10 protein-coding genes are annotated in these 13896 nt (G+C 63.8%); 4 read left to right on the plus strand and 6 right to left on the minus strand.

Translation table 11 applies throughout. The features are described from left to right. The first annotated feature begins 42 nt into the window (after positions 1–42). The 3 genes from ATN00_RS08180 (at position 43) to ATN00_RS08190 (ending at position 6382) form a co-directional block, all read left to right on the plus strand. Positions 43–2082: an alpha/beta hydrolase family protein gene (locus tag ATN00_RS08180; protein ID WP_062063813.1), complete on the plus strand. Its 2040-nt coding sequence runs from the start codon at positions 43–45 to the stop codon at positions 2080–2082. A gap of 104 nt (positions 2083–2186) precedes the next feature. Further along, complete coding sequence (locus tag ATN00_RS08185; RefSeq protein WP_062063815.1) at positions 2187–4886, plus strand: valine--tRNA ligase; 2700 nt, start codon at positions 2187–2189, stop codon at positions 4884–4886. Positions 4887–4924: 38 nt separating this feature from the next. Then, on the plus strand, positions 4925–6382 hold the full coding sequence (locus tag ATN00_RS08190) for an MATE family efflux transporter (protein ID WP_062063817.1): 1458 nt from the start codon (positions 4925–4927) through the stop codon (positions 6380–6382). Between the two features lie 6 nt (positions 6383–6388). On the opposite strand, the gene ATN00_RS08195 is transcribed toward ATN00_RS08190, so the two are convergent. Continuing rightward, positions 6389–8047, minus strand: a complete 1659-nt coding sequence (locus tag ATN00_RS08195) for an ATP-binding protein (RefSeq protein WP_082635313.1) — start codon at positions 8045–8047, stop codon at positions 6389–6391. Positions 8048–8302: 255 nt separating this feature from the next. Here ATN00_RS08195 and ATN00_RS08200 point away from each other — a divergent pair, with 255 nt between their 5' ends. Continuing rightward, positions 8303–9367, plus strand: a complete 1065-nt coding sequence (locus ATN00_RS08200) for an acyltransferase family protein (protein WP_062063819.1) — start codon at positions 8303–8305, stop codon at positions 9365–9367. 3 nt (positions 9368–9370) lie between these two features. Here ATN00_RS08200 and ATN00_RS08205 read toward each other — a convergent pair whose 3' ends face one another. From ATN00_RS08205 to ATN00_RS08225, 5 genes are read right to left on the minus strand one after another with little or no spacing between them, the layout of a single operon-like run. Continuing rightward, positions 9371–10375, minus strand: a complete 1005-nt coding sequence (locus tag ATN00_RS08205) for an LLM class flavin-dependent oxidoreductase (RefSeq protein WP_062068551.1) — start codon at positions 10373–10375, stop codon at positions 9371–9373. Between the two features lie 54 nt (positions 10376–10429). Further along, a complete protein-coding gene (locus ATN00_RS08210; protein ID WP_062063821.1) occupies positions 10430–10870 on the minus strand; it encodes an Hpt domain-containing protein in 441 nt (146 codons plus the stop codon). 55 nt (positions 10871–10925) lie between these two features. After that, on the minus strand, positions 10926–11165 hold the full coding sequence (locus tag ATN00_RS08215; protein ID WP_062063823.1) for a sulfurtransferase TusA family protein: 240 nt from the start codon (positions 11163–11165) through the stop codon (positions 10926–10928). Next, a complete protein-coding gene (gene der, locus ATN00_RS08220) occupies positions 11152–12519 on the minus strand; it encodes a ribosome biogenesis GTPase Der (RefSeq protein WP_062063825.1) in 1368 nt (455 codons plus the stop codon). The genes ATN00_RS08215 and der overlap by 14 nt, the downstream gene beginning before the upstream one ends. A 33-nt stretch (positions 12520–12552) precedes the next feature. After that, positions 12553–13896: an outer membrane protein assembly factor BamB family protein gene (locus ATN00_RS08225; protein ID WP_231746467.1), complete on the minus strand. Its 1344-nt coding sequence runs from the start codon at positions 13894–13896 to the stop codon at positions 12553–12555.

A 13896-nucleotide genomic window follows, 5' to 3' on the forward strand; every position in this document is an offset into this window, starting at 1 on the left:
CACGGATGAAAGCCCGCGCCGTCCGATAGCAAGGGACCATTCATGAAACATATATTGCTTGCCGGACTGGCTGTCCTGATATTGTCGCAGGCTCCAGCGGTCGCGCGGCCCTTTACGCCGAGCGACATGGTCGGTCTCAACCGCATTTCCGCGCCGGTGGCGTCGCCCGACGGCAAATGGCTGGCCTATCAGCTTCGCGTCACTGATTTGTCGGGTAATCGGGGACGCACGGACCTGTATCTGCTGGACATCAGCCGCAAGGGGCAGGCGCCGAAAATGATCGCGTCGAACCCGGACAAAAATGAGGCTTCACCTGCCTTCTCGGCGGATGGCGCATCGCTCTATTTCGTTTCGAACGCCAGCGGTGACGATCAACTCTGGCGCGTGGCCCTTGCTGGCGGACAGCCGGAACAGGTCAGCCGGGCGCCGGGCGGTGTTTCCGGCTATCTGCTCAGCCCCGATGGGCAGAAAGTGGCGCTTTGGGCCGACCGGCCGGTGGGCGCGCAGGTGCTGAACGATGTAAAGCCCGCCGGTCCGCCGAGCGCGGGAACGGGCCGCGTCTATGAGCAACTGTTCGTGCGCCATTGGGACACATGGGCGGACGGCCAGCGGTCACGGATCTTCGTCATGCCCCTGTCGGGCGGGCAGCCGGGCGGCAAGGCAGTGTCTGTGATGGGTGGCCTTGTCGGGGATAGCCCGTCCAAGCCCTTTGGCGGAGCGGAAGAAATTGCGTGGAGCAGGGATGGCAAGACGTTGTTCTTCACCCTGCGGGAAGCAGGGCGGATCGAACCGCTTTCCACCAACCTCGATATTTTCGCCGCCCCGGCGGATGGCAGCGCCGCTCCGATCAACCTGACCGACCCCAATGACGCGACCGACACCATGCCTGCGGTGTCGCCCGACGGTCAGTGGCTGGCCTATGCGGCGATGCAGCGTCCGGGCTATGAGGCTGACCGGCTGGTGCTGATGCTCCGCAACATTGCGACCGGCGAGACGAAGGCGCTGACCGAAGCATGGGATCGCTCCGTGGCGACGATCGCGTGGGAGGCGGATGGCAAGGGCATCCTCGTCACCGCTGACGATGTGCTGGATCATCCCGTCTTTCGCGTCGATGTCGCCTCCGGAAAGGTTGCGCGCCTGACGCAGGCGGGCCATGTCGGCAGCGTGACGCCGCTGCCCGATGGCGGCTTCGTTTATGCGCTCGATAGCATCCAGTCGCCTGCCGATTTCTGGAAGATGCCGGCCAAGGGCAAGGCTTTGCGCCTGACCAGCGTCAACGCCGACAAGCTGGCGGGCGTCGATGACGTGTCGGTCCAGCGGTTCAGCTTCAAGGGCGCGAATGGCGATACCGTCTGGGGTCAGATCGTGAAGCCCAAGGGGGTTGCGGGCAAGCTGCCGGTGGCTTTCCTTGTCCACGGCGGTCCGCAGGGGAGCTTCAACGACAGCTGGTCCTATCGCTGGAATCCCAAGGCTTTCGCGGCTCATGGCTATGCCGCCGTCATCGTCGATTTCCATGGGAGCACGGGTTATGGCCAGGCCTTCACCGACAGCATCAACAAGGATTGGGGCGGAAAGCCGCTGGAAGACCTGAAGCTGGGGCTGGCGGCGGCAGCGGCAAAGGATGCCCATGTCGATGCGGGCAATGCCTGCGCGCTGGGGGCCAGCTATGGCGGCTATATGATGAACTGGATCGCGGGCATCTGGCCGGACGGCTTCAAATGCCTCGTCCAGCATGACGGCGTGTTCGACGCCCGCGCCATGGCCTATGAAACCGAGGAGCTGTGGTTCGATGAATGGGAACATGGCGGCCCCTATTATGAAAAGCCCGAAGAGTTCGAGAAGTGGAACCCGGTCAATCATGTGGCCGCATGGAAAACGCCGATGCTGGTCGTGACCGGCGAAAAGGACTTCCGCATCCCCTATACGCAGGGACTGGCGGCCTTCACCGCGCTCCAGCGGCGCGGTGTGCCGTCGAAGCTGCTGGTGTTCCCGGATGAAAATCACTGGGTGCTCAAGCCCCGCAATTCACTGCAATGGTATGATGAGGCGCTGTCCTGGCTGGACAAGTGGACGCGCAAGTAAAGAAGGCTTGAATGGTAAAGGGAGGGCGTTTTTTTGATTGCCGCATCGCGTAAAGCGAAAAACCGGTTCCCACTTTTTCGCGTGATGCTCTAAGGCGCCTTCCCATGACTGAACTGCCTAAGACCTTCGACCCCGCCGCAATCGAATCCCGCTGGTATGCCCATTGGGAGAGCAATGGCCTGTTCCGCCCGGAACGGCCCGACGCAGAACCCTTCACCATCGTGAATCCGCCGCCGAACGTGACCGGCAGCCTGCATATCGGCCATGCGCTCGACAATACGTTGCAGGACATCGTGATCCGTTACGAGCGGCTGCGCGGCAAGGATGCGCTGTGGGTCGTGGGGACCGACCATGCGGGCATTGCGACGCAGATGGTGGTGGAGCGGCAATTGAACGCCGCCGGGAGCAAGCGCACGGACTTCACCCGCGAGGATTTCGTCGCGAAGGTGTGGGAATGGAAGGCGGAGAGCGGCGGCGCGATCACCGGCCAGCTTCGGCGGCTGGGCTGCTCGATGGACTGGGCCAATGAGCGCTTCACCATGGATGAGGGCTTTTCGCGGGCCGTCATCAAGACGTTCGTGGAACTGCACAAGCGCGGCCTGCTCTATCGCGACAAGCGGCTGGTGAACTGGGACCCGCATTTCCGCTCCGCCATCTCCGACCTTGAGGTCGAGACGAAGGAAACGAATGGAGGCTTCTGGCGGTTCAGATACCCGCTGGCGGACGGAGTGACGCTGGCCGATGGGTCGGATCATATCGTTGTCGCCACCACCCGCCCGGAAACGATGCTGGCCGACATGGCGGTGGCCGTGCATCCCGACGATCCGCGCTACAAGAATGTGATCGGCAAGGACATTCTCCAACCCATCACCGGCCGCCGCTTCAGGGTGGTGGCGGACGAACATGCCGACCCGGAACTGGGATCTGGCGCGGTCAAGATCACGCCCGGCCATGACTTCAACGATTTCGAGGTTGGCAAGCGCGCGGGGATGAAGGCCGCCGACATGCTCAACATGTTCGATGCCGACGCCAATGTGATCCAGACGGCGGACGGCCTGATCCCGGATCGCTTCCTTGGCCTGCACCGTTTCCGCAGGGATGGCGTCGACGGCGCGCGCGAACTGGTGGTCGCGGAGATGAAGGGGCTGGGCCTGCTGGTGCCGCATGTCACGAAGAACAAGGACGACGAACCGCAAGAGGTCGACTTCGAACCGCGCACGATCCAGACGCCCTATGGCGACCGTTCGGGCGTGGTGATCGAACCGTGGCTGACTGACCAATGGTATGTCGACGCCGAAAAGCTCGCCGTCGCGCCGATGCAGGCGGTGCGCGACGGGCGGATCGAGATCGTTCCCAAGACGTGGGAAAAAACCTTCTTCAACTGGATGGAAAACATCCAGCCCTGGTGCGTCTCCCGCCAGCTCTGGTGGGGGCACCAGATTCCGGCATGGTATGACGAGGACGGCAATCCCTACGTCGCCGAGACGGAGGAAGAGGCGCAAACTCTTGCGGGCAACAAGAAACTGGCCCGCGATCCCGACGTGCTCGACACATGGTTTTCCTCCGCGCTCTGGCCTTTCGGCACGCTGGGCTGGCCTGAACAGACCGAAACGCTCGCCAGGCATTATCCCAACGACCTGCTGATTTCGGGCTTCGACATCCTCTTCTTCTGGGATGCGCGCATGGCGATGCAGGGGCTGGAGTTCATGGGCGACGTGCCTTGGCGCAAGCTTTATCTGCATGGACTGGTGCGCGCCGCGGACGGGCAGAAAATGTCCAAGTCCAAGGGCAATGTCGTCGATCCGCTCGGTTTGATCGACACGTTCGGTGCGGACGCGCTGCGCTTCTTCATGGCGGCCATGGAAAGCCAGGGCCGCGACGTGAAAATGGATGAGAAGCGCGTTGAGGGTTATCGCAATTTCGCGACGAAGCTGTGGAACGCCGCCCGCTTCCTGCAAGCCAATGGCGTGGGCGCATCCGCCAGCCATGAAGCGCCGTCGGCGCAGGCGCCGGTCAATCGCTGGATTGTCGCGGAGACGGTTGCGACGGTGCAGGCGATCGACGCCGCGATGAAGGAACTGCGCTTCGACGCGGCGGCAAACGCCATCTACCACTTCATCTGGGACCAGTTCTGCGACTGGTATATCGAACTTTCCAAAGGCCAGATGGATGAGGAAACCCGCGCCGTCGCGGGCTGGGCTTTCGACCAGATCCTCGTCATGCTGCACCCCTTCATGCCCTTCATTACCGAAGAGTTATGGCATGCGATGGGCGCCCGTCAGAATGACCTGATCGTCGCCCAATGGCCGCAGGCGCTTCACGCCGTGGACGGCGAGGCGCAGTCGGAGATCGACTGGCTGATCCGGTTGGTGAGCGCCATTCGTGCGGCGCGGACCGAACTCAACGTGCCACCCGGCGCGAAGATGAAAGCGCTGGTGCGCGATGCTTCGGAAGAAACACGGCGGCGGCTCGACCGGCAGGGCGCGGCATTGGCGCGGCTGGCACGGGTGGAAAGCCTGTCCTTCGGCGATGTCGTCGAGGGCGGCGCGGCGCAGATCGTGGTCGACGAGGCGACCTTCATCCTTCCGCTGGAAGGCGTGATCGACATTGCGGCGGAAAAGGCGCGCCTTGCCAAGGCGCTTGAGGCAGTGGAAAAAGAGCGCAACTCGCTGGCAGGGCGGCTTGGCAATGCGAGTTTCGTCGAAAAGGCGAAGCCCGAAGCCGTCGCCAAGGCGCGCGAAGATCATGCGGAAAAAAGCGCCGAAGCGGAAAAGCTGAAAGCGGCACTGGAACGGCTCGGCTGACCGAGCTGGCCCGCCGTTATAAAAGAGGGGATGACAGGATGGCGGCAGCAACCGCGGGCAAGGGTGGCAAAGACCTGATTCGGGGACCGATAGCATCGACCCTGTTGTTGTTCGCCATTCCGACGCTCGCCTCCAACGTGCTCCAGTCGCTGAACGGATCGATCAACGCTATCTGGGTCGGCCGCTTCCTGGGCGCGCAGGCGCTGGCGGCGACGGCTAATGCGAACATCATCATGTTCCTGATGTTCTCCGTGGTGTTTGGCTTTGGCATGGCCTCCACGGTGATGGTCGCGCAGGCCATGGGTGCGGGCAATATGGACGCGGCGCGGCGAGCCTTCGGATCGGCGATCGGCTTCTGCTTCGTGCTGGCGATGGTGGTTGCGGTCGGCGGGTGGCTTGGCGGCCCCGCCTTGCTGCGCCTGCTCGCAACGCCGCCGGAGGCGTTTGACCTCGCCCTCATCTATCTTCGCGTCATCTTCGTGGCGATGCCGGCGACATTGCTCAGCGTCATGATGATGATGGGCCTGCGGGGCACGGGTGATGCGCGCACGCCGCTGATCTTCATGATCGTCAGCGTGGCTATCGACCTGGTGCTCAATCCCGTGTTGATTCTGGGGCTGGGGCCGATTCCGGCGCTGGGCATCGGCGGATCGGCTGCGGCCACGGCGATTGCGGGCTTTGCCAGCCTGATCGGTCTTGTCTGCTATAGCTATGCCAAGGACTTGCCATTGTGTCTGAAAGGGCGCGAAATCGCCTATCTGCGTCCGGCGTGGGCGGAGGTGCGGGTGATGCTGGGCAAGGGGCTGCCCATGGGATTGCAGATGATCGTCATGTCCGCCTCCGGCCTCGTGATGATCGGTCTCGTCAATCGCGAAGGGTTCCTCATCACCGCGGCCTATGGCGCGGCCCAGCAGATCTGGACCTATCTCCAGATGCCCGCCATGGCCATAGGTGCGGCGGTCAGCGCCATGGCGGCGCAGAATATCGGCGCGGGACGGTGGGACAGGATCGGCCGGATCGCCGGTTACGGCATACTCTATCTGCTTGCGATCACCGGCGCGATGATTGCCGTGATCCTGCTGTTCCACGAACCCTTGCTGGCCCTGTTCCTCGGCAGCAACGAAGCTGCCAGCGCTGCCGCATGGGAGATGCAGCTTCGCGCGAGCTGGAGCTTCATGCTGTTCGGGCTGGTCATGATCCTGTTCGGCGTGATGCGCGCCAATGGCGTGGTGGTGCGTCCGCTGCTGATCCTGATCTTCACCCTGTTCGGTGTTCGGCTGGGCTTCTATTATTGGGCCTATCCGCATATCGGCGCGAATGCGCTGTGGTACAGTTTCCCGGTGGGATCGAGCGTGGCGCTGGCGCTGGCGGCCGCCGTCTACCTGCACGGGGGATGGCGCAAGGCCAAGCTGATCGTGCCGCTGCACGAAGAGGAATGCCGCGAATCCGTCCATGCCGAAAGCGAACCGGCCGGACGCATCGCGCCAGCCGGATAAGGCTGGTCAGCGTCCCTGAGAGCGCCAGCGTGTGATGGTGCGGTCGAGAATGTCGGCCTCGCCGCCTGTTTCGCGCCATTGTTCCGTGAAGCTGGGGTCGCCTGAAGCGGGCCGCCGCTCCTCCTCCAGCGTGTCGAGCGCGACGCGGATCGGTACGGCGACGCCTTCGCCACAGATGATCGCCTCGCGATTGCGGAGCGCAGGGATCGAATCGAGGAAACCGCGCGCGCCCTCCGGCATGGCGGCCTTCACGAATGCCTGGTCGCGATCATTGTTGAGGCGCATCGAAATGATCGTGCCGCACTGCGAAAGCACGCCTTCGGCCAGGTCTGATGGGCGCTGCGTGATAAGGCCCAGCGACACGCCATATTTGCGGCCTTCCTTGGCGATCCGCTCCAGTATGCGGCGGACGGCCTGACCCGATCCCGCCGTGGTGCTGGGGATGTATCGATGCGCTTCCTCGCAGACGAGGAGGATGGGCCGCTGGGGCTCATCCCGCGCCCAGAGCGCATAGTCGAACACCAGTCGCGACAATACCGACACGACGACGGATGTGATGTCGGAGGGCATGGCCGACACGTCGATGATGGAGATCGGCTTGCCGCCGGAAGGCAGGCGGAAAATCTTCGCGAGGAAGTCCTGCATGGTGTCCGCCACCAGCATGCCCGAGAACATGAAGGAATAGCGCGGGTCCGACCGGATTTCGTCGATCTTGGTCTTGAGCCGCATATAGGGCAGGGTGCCGGTGCCCTTTTCCAGCTTGCCCATTTCATTCTGCAGGATGTTGGTGAGGTCCGACAGCAGATAGGGGATGGGGGAATCGACCGTCAGGCGACCGATGCTTTCGGCAAGCCGGTTCTTCGAGCGCGCGGCGAGCAGGCATTTGGCGAGGATGTCGCTGTCCACCGTCCGCTCGGACCCCTGCGACGTCACGAACACCTCGCAATGCTCTTCGAAATTCATGAGCCAATAGGGCAGCGCCAGATTGTTGACATCGAACACGGCGCCGTTGCGGGCAAAGGCGGCGCCATATTCGCCATGGGGATCGATCATGACGATATGGCCCTGCGGCGAAAGGTCGCAGATACGGTGAAGGATCAGTGCGGCGCTGGTCGACTTGCCGGTGCCGGTGGAACCCAGCAGCGCGAAATGCTTGCCCAGCATCGAATCGACATATAGCGCGGCGCGCGTGTCTGCGGTGGGATAGACCGTGCCGATCTGCACATGCGGCTTGTCGTCGGCGGCGTAGATTTGCCGCATATCTTCGCTGGAAACCGGATGGATTTCTGCGCCAGGCCGGGGGTAGCGGGTCACGCCGCGACGGAAATGGTGGATGCAGCGGGTGACCGGTTCTTCCTCGCCCTCGCCCAGAAAGTCGATGTCGGCGATGATGGTGCCATCATTGGCGCGATCCAGCGCCATGGCGCGGATGCTGGCGATCAGCCAGCTCTGGCCGACGCGCATCTTCACCTGGCTGCCGACCTGCCCCGCAGTTGCGATGCAGGGATCGTCATGTTCGCCCAACTGTTCCAGGCGAACGGCGTCGAGGATGATTTTGGAGCTTGATCCGGCCGTTTCGAACACCATTCCGATCGGTCCGACGAGGGAGAGGGGCACAGGCGCAGCGGCCGGTTTGAAATGAACTGCGTCTGACATGTAGTTCATGATTATTTCCCATCCCCCCATGGCCGGTTCATCTTCCGGCAAACAGGAGGACGCTAGCGCCGATTGGTAAAAATAGGCTTATGCAGCGCAGAATGTGCGGAAGTGGGCGCATGATGACGCGCAATAGGTTAAGCGCGGCTTGTCGAAGGTCCGTTTTGGATCGGATTGGAAGCGGGACGGGCGGAGGAACATGAATCAAGTCGGGGCATTGAACATGCGTAACGATCCGGAGCTTGCGTGCAGACAAGATTGACGATGAACCCCGCGCGCCAGTCGGATGCCATCTCCATTGCCCGCGTCCTGTGCATATTGGGTGTGGTCTATGTGCATGCCTGGACGGGGCTGAGCGGCGCTGATCTGGCGCAGCTTCGCGGCACGCCGCAGGAAAGCCTCCGCTGGGTGCTTATGGAGATTTTCGGCCATAGCGCCGTACCCTTGCTCGGGCTGATTTCCGGCTGGCTGGTGAGCGGTTCGTCCCGTACGCGGGACTGGAGCAGCCATATCGGCCGCAAGGCGCAAACCATATTGCTGCCCATGCTGACATGGAATGCGCTGGGCATCCTACTGGTGTCCGGCGCGGCATTCCTGTTCCACATGCTCGCGCCCGTGCCGCATTCGGCGGAATGGATCGTGCAGGAACTCTTCATCGTCAGCCGCAATCCCGACATCAATGTGCAGATGCCTTTCCTGCGCGATCTCTTCCTGTGCATGCTGGCGGCACCCCTGCTGGTGCGATTGCCGGGCTGGTTGCTGGTGACGGTGGCGGGCATGGCGCTCGCCTGCCAGATCAGCGGGCTGGGGCCGCCCGTGCTGATGCGGCCGTCGATCCTGTTCTTTTTCGTCATCGGCATGCTGGCGCGGCGCGGAACGCTGGCGGACCGGACGGCGGCGCTGCCTTTTGCGGTGGCCGCCGCGCCCTTCCTCCTGCTCATGTCGTTTCAGCTCCTGCTGATCCTGCCCCCCGGTCCCGATCCGTCCGGGGTGCCGGGCGCGACGCTCGACATGGCGGTGCGGATCGCCGCGGCCCTGTTCTTCTGGCGGCTGTCCTGGGCACTGGCCGACAGTCCGGCGCGGGGCTTGCTGCTGAAGATCGAGCCCTATGCCTTTCTGCTGTTTTGCGTGCACCTGATCCTGATTTGGCTGGGCGGCCCGTTGCTGGGCATGTTGTTCGGGAAGCTGGGTTCGCCCCTCTATCCGGTCTACCTGATCGCGCAGCCGTTCCTCGTCCTTGCGGCGGTGGTCTTGCTGGGCACGCTGCTCAGCCGGATGGCGCCGGGCGTTGCCGCGTTCCTGAGCGGCGGACGGTTGCGCGAGGCGTAAGGATCAGGCCGGCTCGCGGGCGTTGATCGCCTGTGCGGCGGCCATGGCGATGGCGAAGCTGTGCTGGCGGGCTGCCGCGTCGAAAATCTGTCCGCTGACGATGATTTCATCGGCGCCGGTGCGGTCGATGAAGGCGGCCAGGTCGCGCTCCACATCGGCCTGCGTGCCGATGCTGGAAGCGCTGAGCACCTTGTCCAGCATCTTGCGGGCCTGAATGGGCAGCGTTTCATAATAATCGCGCACGGGCGGCTGCAACTTGCCGGGCTGGCCGAAGCGGAGGCTGACGAAACTCTGCTGCATCGACGTGGCGATCCACTGGGCTTCGTCCATCGTGTCCGCCGCAAAGACATTGAATCCGGCCATGACATAAGGCCGGTCAAGCTGCGCCGAGGGACGAAATTCGCTGCGGTAGAGGGCGATCGCCTCATCCAGCGCGGCGGGTGCGAAATGGGAGGCAAAGGCATAGGGCAAACCCAACGCGGCAGCCAATTGTGCCCCGAACAGGCTCGACCCCAATATCCAGAGCGGCACATCCGCGCCCGCGCCCGGCGTCGCCTGAATGCCCAGGCGCGGATCGTCCGCGAAAAAGGCCTGAAGTTCCATGACGTCGCGAGGGAACTGGTCCGGCCCGCCCGTCAATGTCCGCCGCATCGCCTGCGCGACACGCTGGTCCGATCCCGGCGCGCGGCCAAGGCCCAAATCCACCCGTCCGGGAAACAGGGCGGCTAATGTGCCAAATTGCTCGGCGATCAGGAGCGGCGCATGATTGGGCAGCATGATGCCGCCCGCGCCGATACGGATGGTCGATGTCGCATGACCGGCATGGGCCAGCACAACGGCTGTGGCCGCCGAAGCGATGCCCACCATGCCATGATGTTCAGCCACCCAATAACGGTGATAGCCCAGCTCCTCTGCATGGGCGGCTAGTGCGGCAGCGTGGGAGAGGGCGGTGGAAGCGTCGCTGCCTTCAGTGACAGGGACGAGATCGAGCAGGGAAAGAAGGGTCATGACCCGCATATGGGGACAAGCCCCGTTTTGTTTCAACACGAAATCTGGGCGGTTTCACACCGCCCGGCCAAATCCGGCTGTCGCGCTTGCCGCGCGGCGGCCGAAAGCGGCTGGTTTCCGCACGGCCAGCGGATTGGCTTCCCGGTCCAGCAGTGCGAGCGTTTCGGCGAAACATGGACGCAGGGCGACCACGATCTCGATCAGTTCTTCCGGGCTTTCATGACATTCGACGCAGCGGCGGGCGACCATTTCGATCTGTTCCGCCATGAAGCTCAACCGATGGGCGCCGAATTGGGCGGCTTCCCCTTTCAGCTTGTGGGCGGGAGCCACGAGGGCGGCGGCGTTGCGGTCGCGAAAGGCTTGTTCGATCAGGCCGATCGCCTTTTCGCCATCCTCGCGAAAATAGCCCAGAATCCGCATGAACGCCGTGGCCAGTTCGGCTCGGGTCCGCTTAAATTCCTGCCAGTTCACCAATTCGGCATTGCCGTGGGGCACCCTCGCCACTCCTTGCTCAAGCGGAACGGCATAGGGAGGCCGCGTAAATAGCAGGTTAAGGGCGCGAACCTGTCTCCCGGTGCCGGACGATCGAAAAGCATCCGCCATCCATCGTCGCGAAGGCCCAGCCCTGTTCCCGCGCCAACGCTTCCAGTTCGCCCGGCGCGATGGGGTCGTCGGCTTCGATGATGATCGCATCGGCGTCCCGCATGGCGCGGGCGGCGCGCAACGCGGGCCATGGGCATTTCATGCCCCGCGCGTTCACATGGGTCGGCGCGGCGCTATTTGCTGGCATAAGGGTTCTTGGCGCTCCGCAGCGTCAAACGCACCGGCACCGCACCGAAGCCCAGTTCCTTGCGGATGCCGTTCACCAGATAGCGGCGATAGCTTTCCGGCAGTTCATCCAGCCGCGTTCCGAACAGCACGAAGGTCGGTGGCCGCGTCTTGTTCTGGGTGATGTAGCGCAGCTTGATCCGCTTGCCGCCGGGGGCAGGGGGCGGGTTGGCTTCCAGCGCCCGTTCGAACCAGCGGTTGAGGATGCCGGTCGACACGCGCTGCGACCATGAGGTGCGCGTTTCGAAGGCGACGCGGATGAGGTCGTCCAGTCCTTTGCCGGTCGCGGCGGATACGGTCATGATCGGCACGCCGCGCACCTGCGCCAGGCCATCGGACAGCGCCTGCTTGATGCCCTGATAGAGCGCCGAGCCATGTTCCACCGTGTCCCATTTATTGAGCGCGATGACGAGCGCGCGCCCTTCCTCCAGCACCTTGTCGGCGATGCGAAGATCCTGCGCTTCCAGCCCTCGCGTGGCGTCGAGCAGCAGCACGACGACCTCCGCGAAGTTGACGGCGTTGAGGCCGTCCGACACGGCGAGCTTTTCCAGCTTGTCCTGCACCTTGGCGCGTTTCCGCATCCCGGCGGTGTCGATCAGGCGGACGGGTCGCTCTTCACCATCGGCGTTGGTCCACGCCCAATCTACGGCGATACTGTCACGGGTGATCCCTGCTTCCGGGCCGGTCAGCAGGCGGTTTTCGCCCAGCAGCCGGTTGATGAGCGTGGACTTGCCCGCATTGGGACGGCCGACGATGGCGAGTTTGAGCGGTGCGCTTTCATCGTCCTCGTAAAATTCCTTCTCATGCTCCTCGCCATCCTCGCGTTCGAGATGGGGGAGGAGCGCCTGGAACAGGTCCGCAAGGCCCTGCCCATGTTCGGCGGAGAAAGGAATGGGTTCGCCCAGGCCGAGGCTGAAGGCTTCCATGACGCCCGGATCGGCCGCCTTGCCTTCCGCCTTGTTGGCCACCAGCACGACGGGCGCAGGACTTTCGCGCAGCCAGCGGGCGATTTCCTCGTCCAGCGGGGTAATGCCCGCGCGCGCGTCGATCAGGAACAGGGCGACATCGCAATTCTGGACCGCCGCCTGCGTTTGCATCCGCATCCGGCCGGGCAGGGTCTGGGGGTCTTCTTCCTCATACCCCGCCGTGTCGATGATCGTGAAGTCGAGGCCGAGGAGATGCGCCTCCCCCTCCCGCCGGTCGCGCGTGACGCCGGGCTGGTCGTCGACCAGCGCCAGTTTCTTTCCGACGAGCCGGTTGAAGAGGGTGGACTTGCCCACATTGGGCCGCCCGACAATAGCAACTGTGGGCAGCATGATGAGGGCCCGTTTCCTTCTTTCCGTAGCGCCTTACCGTAGCGCCGTCAGCTTGCCGTCATCGGCAAGAATATAGAGCGTGTTGTTGGCCACCACCGGGGGCAGCGACATGCGCTTGTCCATTTCGATATCGGCCTGCACCGCGCCGGTCGCGGGATCGGCATAGACCAGATCGCCGTGCGTCGATACCAGAACCAGGCGATTGCCCGCCAGAACCGGGCCGGTCCAGCGAATCGCCTTGTCCTTCTTCTTTTCCTTCTGCCAGCGGCGAAGCTGGCTGATCCATCGGATCTTGCCGGTGGCGCGCGCCACGCAGAGCAGCTTGGCGTCGCTGGTGACGACGAACACCCATTCGCCCACCACCCACGGCGTCGAAATGCCGCCGATATTGATTTCCCACAGGCGCTGGCCGGTGACGAGTTCATAGGAGGCCATGCGGCCCGCCTGTCCGATGGCGAACACGCGGCCACGGTCGATCACCGGGTCGGCGTCGATGTCCGTCAGCGATGCGACCGCCGTGGAAATGCTGGTGCGCGAAAGAGCATCGCCCCAGAGCGAGCGGCCATTTTCATAACGATAGGCGGTGAGTTCGCCGGAGCTGTATCCCGCGATCACCGTGCCTTGCGCGGCGGCGGGGGCGGCGACGCCGAACACGCCCGTCACCTGAAGCGTCCCGCTGTCGGTCCACTGGACCGCGCCATCGGTCTGATTGAGCGCGAAAATCTGGTTGTCCTGCCCCATCACATAGGCATGGCCGTTGGCGAGTGTCGGCGCGCCGCGCAGCGGGCCGCCGGGCCGCTTCTTCCAGATGATGGCGCCGTTGCTGGCATTGAGCGCGGCCACGTCGCCGATGCCGGTGCTGGCGAAGACTCGGTCGTCCACGACGCTGACGCCGCCGCCGAACAGGGCGCGGCCATTGCCTTCGGAAGGCAGGGGGGTCTGCCACAGCTTCGCGCCGCTATTGGCGTCATAGGCGATGACATGGGCGCCCGCGTCGATGACGTAGAGCTTGCCGCCCACGATGACCGGCGCTGCCGCCAGCCGCGCCTTGGGGGTGCTGCCCTCGATGGACGCGGACCAGATTTGCCGCGGCGAAGCGCCCAGCGCGAGATGTCCCATGGTCTTGGACGGTGCGCCGCCCGGCTGCGACCATTGATCGTTGGCATAGGGTTCGGGCAGCGTGACCGGCACGTCGGCCAGCGTCGGATCGACCTCCACCCCCTGTTCGGCGGTCAGGATCGATGTCCGCTTGCCGACCACGGGTGTCTTTGGCCCGCCCTTCTTGCCGCCGACGATGCCGCAACTGGCCAGCATCGCTACCATGGCGGCAACGGTCAGGGCACGGCCCATGGCCGAAAACTTGGTCATTTCCTGCAT

This window comes from Sphingobium baderi (assembly GCF_001456115.1).
Lineage (GTDB): Bacteria > Pseudomonadota > Alphaproteobacteria > Sphingomonadales > Sphingomonadaceae > Sphingobium > Sphingobium baderi_A.

Bases quoted from the DNA above. Each gene is read 5' to 3' on its own strand.
- ATN00_RS08190 (WP_062063817.1), top strand. From the start codon at position 4,925: ATGGCGGCAGCAACCGCGGGCAAGGGTGGCAAAGACCTGATTCGGGGA.
- ATN00_RS08225 (WP_231746467.1), bottom strand. From the start codon at position 13,896: ATGCAGGAAATGACCAAGTTTTCGGCCATGGGCCGTGCCCTGACCGTT.
- ATN00_RS08195 (WP_082635313.1), bottom strand. From the start codon at position 8,047: ATGAACTACATGTCAGACGCAGTTCATTTCAAACCGGCCGCTGCGCCT.
- ATN00_RS08200 (WP_062063819.1), top strand. From the start codon at position 8,303: ATGAACCCCGCGCGCCAGTCGGATGCCATCTCCATTGCCCGCGTCCTG.
- der (WP_062063825.1), bottom strand. From the start codon at position 12,519: ATGCTGCCCACAGTTGCTATTGTCGGGCGGCCCAATGTGGGCAAGTCC.
- ATN00_RS08205 (WP_062068551.1), bottom strand. From the start codon at position 10,375: ATGACCCTTCTTTCCCTGCTCGATCTCGTCCCTGTCACTGAAGGCAGC.
- ATN00_RS08185 (WP_062063815.1), top strand. From the start codon at position 2,187: ATGACTGAACTGCCTAAGACCTTCGACCCCGCCGCAATCGAATCCCGC.
- ATN00_RS08180 (WP_062063813.1), top strand. From the start codon at position 43: ATGAAACATATATTGCTTGCCGGACTGGCTGTCCTGATATTGTCGCAG.
- ATN00_RS08215 (WP_062063823.1), bottom strand. From the start codon at position 11,165: ATGCCAGCAAATAGCGCCGCGCCGACCCATGTGAACGCGCGGGGCATG.